Origin of the sequence: Pseudarthrobacter niigatensis, assembly GCF_030812615.1 — a bacterium.
In the GTDB taxonomy this organism is placed as follows: Bacteria; Actinomycetota; Actinomycetes; order Actinomycetales; family Micrococcaceae; genus Arthrobacter; species Arthrobacter niigatensis.
In genome coordinates this window covers 79723-93339 of the sequence record NZ_JAUSTB010000008.1, presented here as the reverse complement: position 1 = coordinate 93339, position 13617 = coordinate 79723, and the positions used below count along the sequence as shown (strand labels likewise).

Sequence of the window (13617 nt, the reverse complement as noted above, 5' to 3'; positions counted from 1 at the left end):
TTAGTACTTCCTCACCATCGGCTCGTAGCGGGTAAAGACAACCGGCTTGGTGGCCAGGCGGATACCGGCGATTGATTCCGCCGATCCGTCAGCCGGCGCATGGTCATCCTTGTACGCCATGGAGTGCTTCATGAATTTCTCGTCGTCACGCTCGGGGAAGTCCTCGCGGAAGTGTCCGCCGCGGGATTCCTCGCGGTGCAGGGCGGCCACGGTCATCACCTTGGCCAGTTCCAGCAGGAAGCCGAGTTCAACGGCCTCGAGCAGGTCCAGGTTGAAGCGCTTGCCCTTGTCCTGGACGTTGATGCGCTTGTAGCGCTCCTCGAAGGATGCGATGTCGCGCAGCACCTGGTTCAGGGTGTCCGCCGTCCGGAACACCTGCATGTTGGCGTCCATGGTGTCCTGCAGTTCCTTGCGGATCTGGGCCACCTTTTCGTCGCCGGTGCCGTTGCGGGCAATGTCCAGCAGTTCGGTGGTGTAGCCCAGCGGGTTCTCCGGCAGTTCCACGAACTCGGCGGTCTTGGCGTACTCCGCGGCGGCGATGCCCGCACGCTTGCCGAAGACGTTGATGTCCAGCAGCGAGTTGGTGCCCAGGCGGTTGGAGCCGTGGACGGACACGCAGGCCACTTCACCGGCGGCGTAGAGGCCCGGGACCACGGTGTCGTTGTCCTGCAGGACCTCGGCGCTGATGTTGGTGGGAATGCCACCCATGGCGTAGTGCGCGGTGGGGAACACCGGCACGGGCTCCGTGTACGGTTCCACACCCAGGTAGGTGCGGGCAAACTCGGTGATGTCCGGGAGCTTGGCGTCGATGTGGGCCGGCTCCAGGTGGGTCAGGTCCAGCAGGACGTAGTCCTTGTTCGGGCCGCAGCCGCGGCCTTCGCGGACCTCGTTGGCCATGGAGCGGGCCACGATGTCGCGCGGCGCCAGGTCCTTGATGGTGGGGGCGTAACGTTCCATGAAGCGTTCACCCTCGGAGTTGCGGAGGATTGCGCCTTCACCGCGGGCGGCCTCGGAGAGCAGGATGCCCAGTCCGGCAAGGCCTGTCGGGTGGAACTGGAAGAACTCCATGTCTTCCAGGGGGATGCCGCGGCGGAACGCGATGCCCATGCCGTCGCCGGTCAGGGTGTGGGCGTTGGACGTGGTCTTGAAGACCTTGCCGGCGCCACCGGAGGCGAACACCACGGACTTGGCCTGGAAAACGTGCAGTTCACCGGAGGCGAGGTCGTAGGAGACGACGCCGGCTACGCGCTTTTGCTTGTAAGGGGTGCCGTCTTCGCGGACAGCGTCCTCTTCAACCGTCAGCAGGTCCAGCACGTAGTACTCGTTGTAGAACTCGACGTTGTGCTTGACGCAGTTCTGGTACAGGGTCTGCAGGATCATGTGGCCGGTGCGGTCGGCGGCGTAGCATGCGCGGCGGACCGGAGCCTTGCCGTGGTCGCGGGTGTGGCCGCCGAACCGGCGCTGGTCGATGCGGCCTTCGGGCGTGCGGTTGAAGGGCAGGCCCATCTTTTCCAGGTCCAGCACGGCGTCGATGGCTTCCTTCGCCATGACCTCGGCAGCGTCCTGGTCAACCAGGTAGTCGCCGCCCTTGACGGTGTCGAACGTGTGCCATTCCCAGTTGTCTTCCTCGACATTGGCAAGGGCTGCACACATGCCACCCTGCGCCGCACCCGTGTGCGAGCGGGTGGGGTAGAGCTTGGTCAGTACTGCTGTGCGCGCGCGCTGACCGGATTCGATCGCGGCGCGCATGCCAGCGCCACCGGCACCGACGATGACGACGTCGTACTTATGGACCTGCATACCAGACGCTCTTTCTCTCAAAATTCGCTATAAAACAACGGGGCGGCTTTGCCTGCTCCGCAAAACAGGGCCCGCGGATAAGCCCGCGGGCCCGGGGATGTGCCAGTGCTAGGCAGGGCAGAAACCACCCGGAAGGGCGACGCCGTTCACCACGGGGCACGGGTTGAAGGTGAAGATCACCAGGGTGCCCAGGAGGATGATGACCACTGCGGCCGCGTAAAGAACGGTCTTCAGCCAGCGCCGGGTGGATGTCTTCTCGGCGTAGTCGTTGATGATGGTCCGGACGCCGTTGCTGCCGTGCAGCATGGCCAGCCAGAGCATGGCCAGGTCCCAGAACTGCCAGAACGGATCCGCCCACTTGCCGGCCACGAAGCCGAAGTCGATGGCGTGGATGCCCTCGCCGACCATGAGGTTCACGAACAGGTGGCCGAAGATCAGCACCACGAGCACCACGCCGGAAAGGCGCATGAACAGCCAGGCGATCATCTCGAAGTTGCCCTTGGAGCCGCCGCTGCGGCGGTACTGGGGAGCGACCCGGCCGCTGCGGGGGCTCTCGATCGTTGCAGTCATGGCTTAGTGACCTCCGAGGGCGAGGGACAGGTGGCGGATGGAGAAGGCAAGCATGGTCACAACCCAAAGGGCCAGGACTGCCCACAGCATCTGCCGCTGGTACTTGGCGCCCTTCTTCCAGAAGTCGACCGCGATGATCCGCAGGCCGTTGAAGGCGTGGAAGACGATGGCGGCGACAAGGCCGGTCTCACCCAGCGCCATCAGCGGATTCTTGTAGGCGCCGATCACGGCGGTGTAGGCCTCCGGTGACACACGCACCAAGGAGGTGTCCAGGACGTGGACCAACAAGAAGAAAAAGATCACTACACCGGTAATACGGTGTCCTACCCAGGACCACATGCCTTCACGGCCGCGGTACAAGGTGCCAGCTGGTTTTGTCGGCACTGATAAACCTCCCTGCAACACAGCGGCGCTGGCATGAGATCCATGCGGGGGGAACGCCTGCTGCGAGAGCACTCGTAGCTCAGGCCTAAATCTAGGCTTCGCTAACAGCTTATTCAATTTAGTCGTTTGTTGGTGCCCAGTACTGGAGCGGATTTTGCAGGGAAATGAGACGAACGCCACATCATTGCAGGCGCCAGGGCACGTGGGCAGCCCAAAGCAGCGCCCATCCGCCGCCACAGGAGCGGCCGGCGGCCCTTCGGCTAAAGTAGCCGTGATGAGTACAGACAAAGTGACAAGCCCGGCTTCACCCATTGACCGCTTCATTGCGGTGATTCCGGCAGGCGGAGTGGGGACCCGCCTCTGGCCCCTGTCACGAGCAGCAGCTCCCAAGTTCCTTCACGATCTCACGGGATCGGGCAGCACCTTGCTGCGCGCCACCTACGACCGGTTGCACCCCCTCGCGGGCGACCGGATGCTGGTGGTGACAGGGCAGGCCCACCGCGCAGCAGTGTGCCGCCAGCTCCCTGAGGTCCGCGACTCGGACCTGGTCCTGGAATCGGAACCCAAGGACTCGGGTGCGGCGATCGGCCTCGCGGCCGCAATCCTGCACGAACGCGATCCCGACACCATCATGGGGTCCTTCGCCGCCGACCAGGTGATCAGCCCGGATGACCTGTTCCAGCAGGCAGTCCGGGAAGCGATCCACACCGCTGCTGCCGGCAAGATCGTGACCATCGGCATCAAGCCCACCCACCCGTCCACCGGCTTCGGCTACATCCGTTCCGGCAAGGCCCTGCACATCGACGGCGCGCCCAGCGCCCACGACGTTGTGGAGTTCGTGGAAAAGCCGGACGAGACTGTGGCGCAGCAGTACGTGGACAGCGGAGACTATGTCTGGAATGCCGGCATGTTCGTGGCGCCCGTGTCGCTGATGCTCAAGCACCTCGAAGCCAACCAGCCCGAACTCTTCCAGGGCCTCCAGGAAATCGCCCGGGCCTGGGATACACCCCAGCGCGACGAGGTAACGGCCCGGATTTGGCCCACCCTGCCCAAGATCGCCATCGACTACGCCGTGGCCGAGCCCGCCGCCGAAGCCGGGGACGTCGCCGTCGTGCCCGGTACTTTCCGCTGGGACGACGTTGGCGACTTCGCCTCGGTTGGGCGCCTCAACAGCGCCAAGGAAGTGGATGACGTCACTGTCCTTGGCGAAGGTGCCCGCGTGTTCACCGAGAACTCCAGCGGCGTTGTTGTCACCGACACCAAGCGCGTCATCGCGCTGATCGGCATCCAGGATGTTGTCATCGTGGACACGCCGGACGCCCTCCTGGTGACCACCATGGCCAATTCCCAGCGCGTGAAGGCTGCCGTGGATGCGCTCAAGGCGAGCGGGGACACGGACGTTCTCTGACCGGAATCCTGCGGGCGCCATGGTGCCGGCAGGACCGGAATGTAATGCGCCGTCAGGGATGGGCGCTAAACCCGCCACCCTCGCTAGAGTGAAACAGTGCGCAATTACACTACTGAAGCCGAGCCCACCGCCCTGGTGGCCCCCTGGCTCGAACCGCTCCTGCCGGACCTGATCGAATTCCGCCGGGACCTGCATGCGCACCCGGAACTGTCCTTCAAGGAGTTCCGCACCACCGACAAGCTCGCCGAACGGCTCGAAGCCGCAGGGCTGAGCCCCCGCCGCCTGGAGGGCACCGGCCTGACGGTGGACGTGGGCGAGGGACCCATCGCCACAGCACTTCGCGGCGACATCGATGCCCTGCCCATCATCGAGGAGACGGGCCTGCCCTTCGCTTCGAAGAACCATGGTGTCACGCACGCCTGCGGCCACGACGTGCACACCACCACCATGCTGGGCATTGCCCTGGTTTTGCAGCGCATGCACCAGGAATCGCCCCTTGGCGCCACCGTCCGGATCATCTTCCAGCCCGCCGAGGAAACCATGCCCGGCGGCGCGCACGCGTGCATTGAGCAGGGCGTGCTGGACGGCGTCCCCCGGATCCTCGCGCTGCACTGCGACCCCCGCATCGAAGTGGGAAAGGTTGGTACCCGGATCGGGGCCATCACGTCCGCGTCGGACACCATCCGGATCGAGCTGTCCGGGCGCGGCGGCCACACGTCCCGGCCGCACCTCACCGAGGACCTGGTGTTCGCGCTGGCGCAGATCGCCGTCAACGTTCCGGCCGTCCTGTCCCGCCGGGTGGACGTCCGCAGCGGGGTATCCGTGGTGTGGGGCCAGATCACCGCCGGATCGGCGCCCAACGCCATTCCCGGCTCGGGCTACATGGCCGGAACCATGCGCTGCCTGGACCGGGACGCCTGGCATGCCGCCGGTGAACTGCTGGACGAAGTGGTGCACCAGGTGGCCGCGCCCTACGGCGTGGACGTCCACCTGGAACACACCAGGGGAGTGCCGCCCGTGGTCAACTCCGAACACGAGACAGCCATCATCGAAGCGGCCGCCCGCGCTGAAATCGGCGAGAGCGCCGTGGTCCTGACACCCCAGTCCATGGGCGGCGAGGACTTTGCCTGGTTCCTCGCCGAACTTCCCGGTGCCATGATGCGCCTTGGCACCAAAACGCCCGGCGGCGAGGATTACGACCTCCACCGCGGCGACTACATCCTGGACGAGCGCTCTTTGGGCCTCGGCATCAGGGTGCTCACCGCGGCAGCCCTGCGCACCATCCGCGACCTGGAGCCGGCACCGCTTTCCTAGCGCGAAAGACGGGCCGGCGCGGCGGTGCCGGACCGCCGCCGGTAAGTACGACGACGATGCTTGCCTTAAGTGCCGCCACCATTGATAAGTTGTGCACAACTTAGTTGTGCGCTATTGTAGTTCCATGACCGAAGCACCCCGCCTGGACCGGCAAGTATGTTTTGCGCTCTATTCGGCATCCCGGGCCGCCACCGCCGTTTACCGGCCGGTGCTGGACGAGCTGGGCCTCACCTATCCGCAGTATCTGGTCATGCTGGTGCTGTGGGAGAGCGAGCCGCGGGGCGTCAAGGAACTTGGTGGGGAGCTCGGCCTTGATTCGGGCACGCTGTCGCCCCTCCTCAAGCGCCTGGAGTCACTCGGGTTCGTGGAACGCCGGCGGTCCGGCGAGGACGAACGCCGGGTCGCGATCCACCTCACGCCGGCCGGGCGGAGCCTCAGCGAACCTGCCCGGGCCATCCCGCAGCGGTTGGCAGACGCTGCCGGGCTCTCCCTGGACGAACTGGAACAGCTCCGCTCCACCCTGGGCAAGCTCACCTCCGCGCTGCATGAATCCCTCTGACCGCTGAACCAGGCACCATTCCATCTACAGGACGGACTATTTTCGTGAAGACCCTTTATACCGCCGAGGCGCTGGCTTCAGGCGAAGGCCGTGACGGCACCGCACGCAGCAATGACGGCAAACTGGCCGTGGACCTTGCCAGCCCCGCCGAACTCGGCGGCAGCGGACAGGGCACCAACCCCGAACAGCTCTTTGCCGCCGGCTATGCCGCCTGCTTCCATTCCGCACTGCGGCTGGTTGGCCGCAAGGCGGGCGCAGACCTCACCGACTCGGCCGTAGCGGCGAAAATCCACCTTGGGCAACTGGACGGCGGCGCCGGCTTTGGGCTGGCAGCCGAGCTGGAAATCGCCCTCCCCGCCCTGGACTTGGCCACCGCGGAAGACCTGGTGGCCAAGGCGCACCAGGTCTGCCCCTATTCGAATGCCACCCGCGGCAACATCAATGTCGACCTCAAGATTCTGGAGTACGCAGCATGAGCACAGCCCTCGCAACCACTACCCGGGAAATCCGGCTCGCGTCCCGCCCCGTGGGGCGCCCTTCCGGTGACAACTTCGAACTCGCAGAGTCGCCGCTGCCCGCGCTCGAAGACGGCCAGATCCTGGTGCGCAACCTCTTCATGTCCGTGGACCCCTACATGCGGGGCCGCATGAACGACGTCAAGTCATACTCCGCGCCCTTCGCCGTGGGCAAAGCGCTCGACGGCGGCGCAGTAGGTGAGGTGATCGCATCCCGTTCGTCGGCACACCGGGAGGGCGACGTCGTCGTCCATGCCCTGGGCTGGCGGGAGTACGCGGTGGTGGATGGCAGCGCCGCAACCCCGGCCCGCACCGACCTGGCCCCGGCTTCCGCCTTCCTTGGTGCCCTGGGCATGACCGGGCTGACCGCCTATTCCGGCCTCTTGAAGGTCGCCGACTTCAAGCCGGGGGACGCGGTGTTCGTCTCCGGTGCCGCCGGCGCGGTGGGTTCCCTGGTGGGCCAGATCGCCAAGGCGATGGGCGCTTCACGGGTCATCGGCTCGGCCGGTTCGCCTGCCAAGGTGGCGCGCCTCCTGGAGCTCGGCTTCGACGCCGCGTTCGACTATCACGAAGGTCCGGTCGTGGAGCAGCTGGCGAAGGCGGCGGGCCCGGCCGGCATCGACGTCTACTTCGACAACGTTGGCGGGGAACACCTGGAGGCCGCCCTGTCAGTCCTCAACGTTGGCGGCCGGGTGGCGATGTGCGGCGCAATCGCGCAGTACAACTCCACCGAACCGACTCCGGCGCCCCACAACCTGATGCAGGCCATCGGCAAGCAACTGACGCTCCGCGGCTTCCTGGTAGGCGGTCAGCGGCAGCACGCGGCGGAGTTCGCGGAAAAGATGGCAGGCTGGCTCGCGGACGGGACCGTGCGGTACGACGAGACAATCGTGGACGGCCTGGAGAACGCGCCGCAGGCCTTTATGGACCTCCTGGACGGGGCAAACACCGGCAAGATGCTGGTCCGGTTGTAGCCTGGCGATCATAACCACAGAACAAACAGCAGTAGGGGCGCCTCCTTTGGGGGCGCCCCTACTGCTTGGTAACAACTTGTAAACAATCTCCGGGGCCAGCTCCCGCCGTGCTATTGGGACGTGGCGCAGGCCACTAAAGTAAGTGCCATCAGTGCGCTCCGGCGCAGTGCTGCGTGCCTTCAGTGAAAACAGAATTTCAGCGCCGAAACGGACACTCATTGAATTCCAGCCCGTAGTGCCACTCGCATCACCCCTGGAGGAAAATTGAAGAAATCACTGCGTGCCGGCTTCAAGCGCGGTTCAATGGCCGGTGTGGCCACCCTCGGTGCGTCCGCCTTGCTGCTGACCGGCTGCGGGGCCGCCCCGTCCGCGTCCGGCCCCTCGGGTTCAGCCACCGCCTCGGACTACACCGCCTGCATGGTGTCCGACTCCGGCGGATTCGACGACAAGTCGTTCAACCAGTCCGGCTACGAGGGACTGCAGGGCGCCGTCAAGGACCTCGGCATCCAGGAGAAACATGTCCAGTCCAAGGCTGACACCGACTACGACCCCAACCTCCGCTCCATGGTCCAGCAGGGCTGCAAGCTGACTGTGACCGTCGGCTTCCTGCTCGGCGACGCCACCAAGTCCATCGCAACGGCCAACCCGAACAGCCACTTCGCGATCATCGACTACAACGACCCCGCATTCCCCAAGAACGTCAAGCCGATCGTCTACGACACGGCCCAGGCCGCGTTCCTGGCCGGCTACCTGGCAGCGGGCACCTCCAAGACCGGTAAGGTCGCAACCTTCGGCGGCATCAACATCCCCACCGTCACCATCTTCATGGACGGTTTTGCCGACGGCGTGAAGTACTACAACGAGAAGAAGGGCAAGAGCGTCCAGCTCATCGGCTGGGACAAGGACAAGCAGGACGGCACGTTCGTCGGCGACTTCAAGCAGGTGGACAAGGGCAAGGTCCTGACCCAGGGCTTCCTTGACCAGGGCGCAGACATCGTCCTTCCCGTGGCCGGACCCGTCGGCGGCGGCGCGGGCAGCGCGATCCTCGACGCCAAGTCCAAGGGCAAGGACGCCAAGCTCATCTGGGTTGACTCCGACGGTTACCTGACGGCCCCGGACTACAAGTCAGTGATCCTTTCCTCCGTCCAGAAGACCATGTCCACCGCTGTGGAGACGGTCATCAAGGACGACAAAGACGGCAAGTTCGACGCCTCGCCGTACATTGGAACCCTTGCGAACGGCGGCGTGGCCCTGGCTCCGTTCCATGATCTCGATTCCGCCGTACCGGCAGACCTGAAGAGCGAACTGGACAAGCTCAAGAATGACATCATCTCCGGAACCGTTAAGGTCGAGTCGAAGTCCAGCCCCACCAAGTAAGGACCGAACTGCGGGGCGCGCTGCCCTTCCGCCGCTACCGGCCGGAGGGCAGCGCGTTCTGTTTTGCTGGCAACGCACGGCCGCCAGCGCCATGCCGGCGGTCTTTTTTGCCGCCTGCGCGCCCTGCCCAGGAACCACCCGTGACACTAGGCTGGGACTACCCGCTGCCCTGCCGCCGACAGCGCGCCGGAGCAGATCCATACACACACAGATTGGTTGGGGTTTTGAAACTCGAACTGAAGGGGATCACGAAGCGATTCGGGTCCCTGGTAGCCAATGACCACATCGATTTGGTCGTCGAACCGGGGCAGGTGCACTGCCTCCTGGGCGAGAACGGCGCAGGGAAATCCACCCTGATGAACGTGCTTTACGGCCTGTACGATCCGACCGAAGGCGAAATCCTGGTCGATGGCAAGCCCGTCGTCTTCAAAGACCCCGGCGAGGCCATGGCGGCCGGCATTGGAATGGTCCATCAGCACTTCATGCTCATCCCGGTCTTCAGCGTGGCCGAGAACGTGGCGCTGGGCAATGAGACCACTAAAGCTGCCGGCCTCCTCAATCTGGAAGCCACGCGCGAGAAGATCCGCCGCATCTCGGACCAGTACGGGTTCGACGTCGACCCCGACGCCATGGTGGAGGACCTGCCCGTCGGGGTCCAGCAGCGGGTCGAGATCATCAAGGCACTGGTTCGCGACGCCGAGGTGCTCATCCTCGACGAACCAACCGCCGTGTTGACGCCGCAGGAGACCGATGAACTCCTGGACATCATCCGGCAGCTGAAGCGCGACGGTAAGTCGATTGTCTTCATCTCCCACAAACTGCGTGAAGTCAAAGCCATCTCGGACACCATCACGGTCATCCGCCGCGGCAAGGTAGTGGGTCAGGCGGATCCCACCGCTTCCCCCACCGAACTGGCGTCCGCCATGGTGGGCCGCACCGTGAGCCTGACACTCGACAAGGCACCGGCGAAGACCGGCGAGGTGACCTTCAAGGTCCGCAACCTGACCGTGACGGACCACAACGGCCAGCACGTGGTCGATGACCTGTCATTCGACATCGCCAAGGGCGAAGTGCTCGCCATCGCGGGTGTGCAGGGCAACGGCCAAACGGAGCTGACCGAGGCGATCCTTGGCGTGCAGCCGCACGTGGCCGGGTCCATCACGCTCGACGGCGAGGAGCTGCTGGGCAAGAGTGTCAAGCATGTCCTGGGTGCGGGCGTGGGCTTCGTCCCCGAGGACCGCACCCTTGACGGCCTGGTGGGAACATTCACCATCTCCGAGAACATGGTCCTGGACCTCTACGACAAGGCACCCTTCGCCCGTGGCGTGAGCATGAAACCGGGCGTTATCGCGGAGAACGCCGCCAGGAAAGTCGAGGAATTCGACGTCCGCACACCTTCCGTATCCGCCGCGGTGGGCACCCTCTCCGGCGGCAACCAGCAGAAGGTTGTCCTGGCCCGTGAGCTTTCCCGGCCACTCCGCTTGTTTATCGCCTCCCAGCCCACGCGTGGGCTGGACGTCGGCTCGATCGAATTCGTCCATAAGCGGGTCATCGCTGAACGCGACCACGGAACGCCGGTCATGATCGTGTCCACGGAACTTGACGAAGTGCTTCAGCTGGCAGACCGGATCGCGGTGCTCTACCGCGGCCGGCTGGTGGGGATCGTACCCGCCACGACGTCCCGCGACGTCCTGGGCCTGATGATGGCCGGTGTCCCGGCCGCAGAAGCCGAAGTCAACGCTTCCGCCCATGCTTCCGGCGCAACGGCCGGAGCGACGGTATCGGAGCCTGCCGGCCACGAAGGAGAAACCCATGTCTGAGAAGACAACCCCGGAACCGCAGGCCATAGGCCACAACGGGGCCCCGGAGCCCGCCCCGACCCAGGTGCCCGGTGGCACCACCTCCGAGGCCATCGCTTCCGACGTCGTGCTGGACACCGCCGGCGGCCAGATGCCGCCGTCCGCCGTTCCGGCGGCCACCCAGCTGCGCGGCCGGGACCATGACCCGGACGGCGGCGGATCCGTCCTGCACCAGGTCTTCACCGGCAACGCCATGGTCTCCTTCCTCTCCGTGCTGCTGGCCATCGTGCTCGGCGGCATCCTGATGGCGGTGACCAATCCGAAGGTCGCCGTCACGGCCGGCTACTTCTTTGCCCAGCCCGGAGACCTCCTGACCGAGGTCATCCGCCCCTACACCGCCCTGGTGCAGGGGTCCATCTTCAACTGGGCCGGCGCCGACCTGGCCGCCCAGCTGTACCCGATCACCGAGACCCTCACGGTCGCAACTCCGCTGATCTGTGCTGGTCTCGGCGTCGCGCTGGCGTTCCGTGCCGGCCTGTTCAACATCGGCGCCCAGGGGCAGATCATCTTCGGCGCGCTCTTCGGCGCCTACGTCGGCTTCGCCTGGCACCTGCCCATCGGCCTGCACCTGCTGGTCGTGATCCTCGCCGGCCTGGTTGGCGGGGCCGTATGGGGCGGCGTCGTGGGCCTGCTGAAGGCGCGGACCGGCGCACACGAGGTGATCGTGACCATCATGCTTAACTACATCGCCAACTTCCTGCTGCTGTTCCTGCTCACGACCCCGGCTTTCCAGCGCAAGGGTTCCACCAACCCGATCTCCCCGTTCCTTGACTCCACGGCATTGTTCCCCGAGCTGCTCGGACCGCAGTTCCGCCTGCACGCCGGCTTCCTGGTCGCGATAGCGGCCACCGCCTTCGTCTGGTGGCTGCTGAACCGTTCCACGATCGGTTTTGAGTTCCGCGCCGTTGGGGCAAACCCGAGCGCGGCCCGCACCGCCGGCATCAACGTTGCCCGCAGCACCATCCTGGTGATGGCGATCGCGGGTGCGCTGGCCGGCCTGGCCGGCGTCGCGCAGGTGTCCGGCACGGAAAAGTACCTTTCCGGCGGTGTCGCCGCCTCCATCGGTTTTGACGCCATCACCGTCGCACTGCTGGGACGCTCCACGCCGTGGGGAACCTTCTTCGCGGGCCTCCTGTTCGGCGCCTTCCGCGCCGGCGGTGTGGCAATGCAGGCACAGACCCAAACCCCCATCGATATTGTGCTCGTCATCCAGTCCCTCATCGTGCTGTTCATCGCAGCACCGCCGCTGGTCCGTGCGATATTCGGACTCAACCCCCGTAAGAAGAAGACCACCACAAGTGGGACCGCAGGTTCGCGTACCGGCGGCGTCAAGAGCGGAGCGGCAGCATGAGCGCCACCACACAATCCCCCGCCAGCAAACAGCCGGGCGCCGGAAAGGCACCCCGGGCCAACAGCGCCGGAGGCCGGGCCGGGACAACGGAACTGGTGAGCTGGAAGGCCGGCGTTGGACTGGGCCTGCTCGCCATCCTGGGCACCGTGCTGTTCGGCTTCCTGGCCAACACAAAAGCAGCCGGTTTCCGGATCGCCGAAGCCCGGGACCCGAACGCCTCCTCCACCGCAGCATGGATCACCCTGGCCGTGGCGTTGGCGGCCGCCGCCTACCTCGGCTACCGCTGGATCAACCAGCGCCGCGGGGGCGGGGGAGTGGACCGCTGGATTCCCGCCACCACCATCGCTGCCGTCGTCGTCCTGGGCCTCGCCGCCCTCGGCGTTGCCCACGTGGAGAAGATCACCGTGCCCTCGATGGTCTTCGGCTGGATCTGCGCGGTCCTGCTGCTCGCCATGGCAGCGTACGCCATCCTGCTGACCGTGCAGCGGCGCCGCACCCCCGGCTGGCTGGGCGGACTCTTCGCCGTCGTCTTCCTGGCCGGGTTCATGATCTGGATCGTCGCCGGCGGCCGTGACTCCGAACCGTCCATTTCCCTGGGCGGGTTGATGGCAGGTGCGGTGACGCTGGCCGTACCGCTGGTGTTCGGCTCGCTGTCCGGCGTGCTGTGCGAACGGGCCGGTGTGGTCAACATCGCCATCGAAGGCCAGCTCCTGCTCGGCGCATTCTCCGCCGCCGTCGTCGCCACCGTAACCGGCAACGTCTACGTGGGACTCATCTCGGCGGCGGTGGCCGGTGCACTCGTGTCCCTGGTCCTGGCCGTGGTGAGCATCAAGTACCTCGTCAACCAGATCATCGTCGGCGTGGTCCTCAATGTCCTGATCAGCGGCCTCACCAGCTTCCTGTTCTCCACCCTGCTCACGGCGGACCCGGAACACCTGAACAAGCCCGGCCGGCTCCAGGCGGTGGATATCCCGTTCCTCGCCGACATCCCGATCATCGGACCCATCCTGTTCCGCCAGTCCCTGGTGGGCTACCTCATGTACGTGGCCGTGATCGTGGTCTACATCGGCCTGTTCCACACCAAATGGGGCCTGCGGGTGCGCGCCGTCGGCGAACACCCCCAGGCGGCGGACACCGTGGGCATCAACGTCAACCGCACCCGCTTCATCAACGTCCTGATGGGCGGCGCGATCGCCGGAATCGGCGGTTCCTTCTTCACCCTGGTGTCAGTGGACGCTTTCAGCAAGGACATGTCCGGCGGCCGCGGCTACATCGCCCTTGCCGCCATGATCTTCGGGCGCTGGAATCCCATCGGGGCCTTCCTCGCCGCCCTGCTCTTCGGATTCGCCGACAACCTGCAGAGCATCATCACCATCATTGGCTCGCCCGTGCCCAGCCAGTTCATGGCGATGCTTCCTTACGCCCTGACCGTCATCGCCGTGGCAGGCCTCGTGGGGCGGTCCCGTCCGCCCGCGGCCGACGGCATCCCGTACGTCAAGGGGTGAC

General features: G+C 65.6%; 12 protein-coding genes. 9 read left to right on the top strand and 3 right to left on the bottom strand.

The genetic code is table 11. The features are described from left to right. The 3 genes from sdhA to sdhC all read right to left on the bottom strand — a co-directional run bounded on the left by sdhA (window position 1) and on the right by sdhC (window position 2754). Window positions 1–1800, bottom strand: coding sequence for a succinate dehydrogenase flavoprotein subunit (sdhA, locus tag J2T23_RS13170; RefSeq protein ID WP_141161214.1), 1800 nt, complete (start codon window positions 1798–1800; stop codon window positions 1–3). Window positions 1801–1908: 108 nt separating this feature from the next. After that, a complete protein-coding gene (locus J2T23_RS13165) occupies window positions 1909–2370 on the bottom strand; it encodes a succinate dehydrogenase hydrophobic membrane anchor subunit (RefSeq protein ID WP_141181015.1) in 462 nt (153 codons plus the stop codon). Window positions 2371–2373: 3 nt separating this feature from the next. Continuing rightward, the gene (gene sdhC, locus J2T23_RS13160; RefSeq protein WP_141161212.1) at window positions 2374–2754 is read right to left on the bottom strand and encodes a succinate dehydrogenase, cytochrome b556 subunit; all 381 of its coding nucleotides are present in this window, start codon (window positions 2752–2754) and stop codon (window positions 2374–2376) included. A 274-nt stretch (window positions 2755–3028) separates the two neighbouring features. Here sdhC and J2T23_RS13155 point away from each other — a divergent pair, with 274 nt between their 5' ends. The 9 genes from J2T23_RS13155 (at window position 3029) to J2T23_RS13115 (ending at window position 13616) form a co-directional block, all read left to right on the top strand. Continuing rightward, window positions 3029–4162 (top strand): mannose-1-phosphate guanylyltransferase, encoded by a 1134-nt coding sequence (locus tag J2T23_RS13155; RefSeq protein WP_141161211.1) that lies wholly within the window; start codon window positions 3029–3031, stop codon window positions 4160–4162. 96 nt (window positions 4163–4258) lie between these two features. Then, window positions 4259–5476: an amidohydrolase gene (locus J2T23_RS13150; RefSeq protein ID WP_141161210.1), complete on the top strand. Its 1218-nt coding sequence runs from the start codon at window positions 4259–4261 to the stop codon at window positions 5474–5476. 124 nt (window positions 5477–5600) lie between these two features. Next, complete coding sequence (locus tag J2T23_RS13145; RefSeq protein WP_141161209.1) at window positions 5601–6035, top strand: MarR family winged helix-turn-helix transcriptional regulator; 435 nt, start codon at window positions 5601–5603, stop codon at window positions 6033–6035. A 44-nt stretch (window positions 6036–6079) separates the two neighbouring features. Continuing rightward, on the top strand, window positions 6080–6511 hold the full coding sequence (locus J2T23_RS13140; protein ID WP_141161208.1) for an organic hydroperoxide resistance protein: 432 nt from the start codon (window positions 6080–6082) through the stop codon (window positions 6509–6511). After that, a complete protein-coding gene (locus J2T23_RS13135; protein ID WP_141161207.1) occupies window positions 6508–7524 on the top strand; it encodes an NADP-dependent oxidoreductase in 1017 nt (338 codons plus the stop codon). The genes J2T23_RS13140 and J2T23_RS13135 overlap by 4 nt, the downstream gene beginning before the upstream one ends. 264 nt (window positions 7525–7788) lie before the next feature. Then, window positions 7789–8901: a BMP family lipoprotein gene (locus J2T23_RS13130; RefSeq protein WP_141161206.1), complete on the top strand. Its 1113-nt coding sequence runs from the start codon at window positions 7789–7791 to the stop codon at window positions 8899–8901. A gap of 224 nt (window positions 8902–9125) precedes the next feature. After that, entirely contained in the window at window positions 9126–10721 is a 1596-nt protein-coding gene (locus tag J2T23_RS13125; protein WP_141181018.1) for an ABC transporter ATP-binding protein, read from the top strand. Next, window positions 10714–12111, top strand: a complete 1398-nt coding sequence (locus tag J2T23_RS13120; RefSeq protein WP_307360581.1) for an ABC transporter permease — start codon at window positions 10714–10716, stop codon at window positions 12109–12111. Before J2T23_RS13125 ends, J2T23_RS13120 begins: the two co-directional genes overlap by 8 nt. Beyond that, window positions 12108–13616: an ABC transporter permease gene (locus J2T23_RS13115; protein WP_141161203.1), complete on the top strand. Its 1509-nt coding sequence runs from the start codon at window positions 12108–12110 to the stop codon at window positions 13614–13616. The genes J2T23_RS13120 and J2T23_RS13115 overlap by 4 nt, the downstream gene beginning before the upstream one ends. The last annotated feature ends 1 nt before the right edge of the window (window position 13617 follow it).

Bases quoted from the DNA above. Each gene is read 5' to 3' on its own strand.
- sdhA (WP_141161214.1), bottom strand. From the start codon at position 1,800: ATGCAGGTCCATAAGTACGACGTCGTCATCGTCGGTGCCGGTGGCGCT.
- J2T23_RS13165 (WP_141181015.1), bottom strand. From the start codon at position 2,370: ATGACTGCAACGATCGAGAGCCCCCGCAGCGGCCGGGTCGCTCCCCAG.
- J2T23_RS13155 (WP_141161211.1), top strand. From the start codon at position 3,029: ATGAGTACAGACAAAGTGACAAGCCCGGCTTCACCCATTGACCGCTTC.
- J2T23_RS13145 (WP_141161209.1), top strand. From the start codon at position 5,601: ATGACCGAAGCACCCCGCCTGGACCGGCAAGTATGTTTTGCGCTCTAT.
- J2T23_RS13135 (WP_141161207.1), top strand. From the start codon at position 6,508: ATGAGCACAGCCCTCGCAACCACTACCCGGGAAATCCGGCTCGCGTCC.
- J2T23_RS13120 (WP_307360581.1), top strand. From the start codon at position 10,714: ATGTCTGAGAAGACAACCCCGGAACCGCAGGCCATAGGCCACAACGGG.
- J2T23_RS13115 (WP_141161203.1), top strand. From the start codon at position 12,108: ATGAGCGCCACCACACAATCCCCCGCCAGCAAACAGCCGGGCGCCGGA.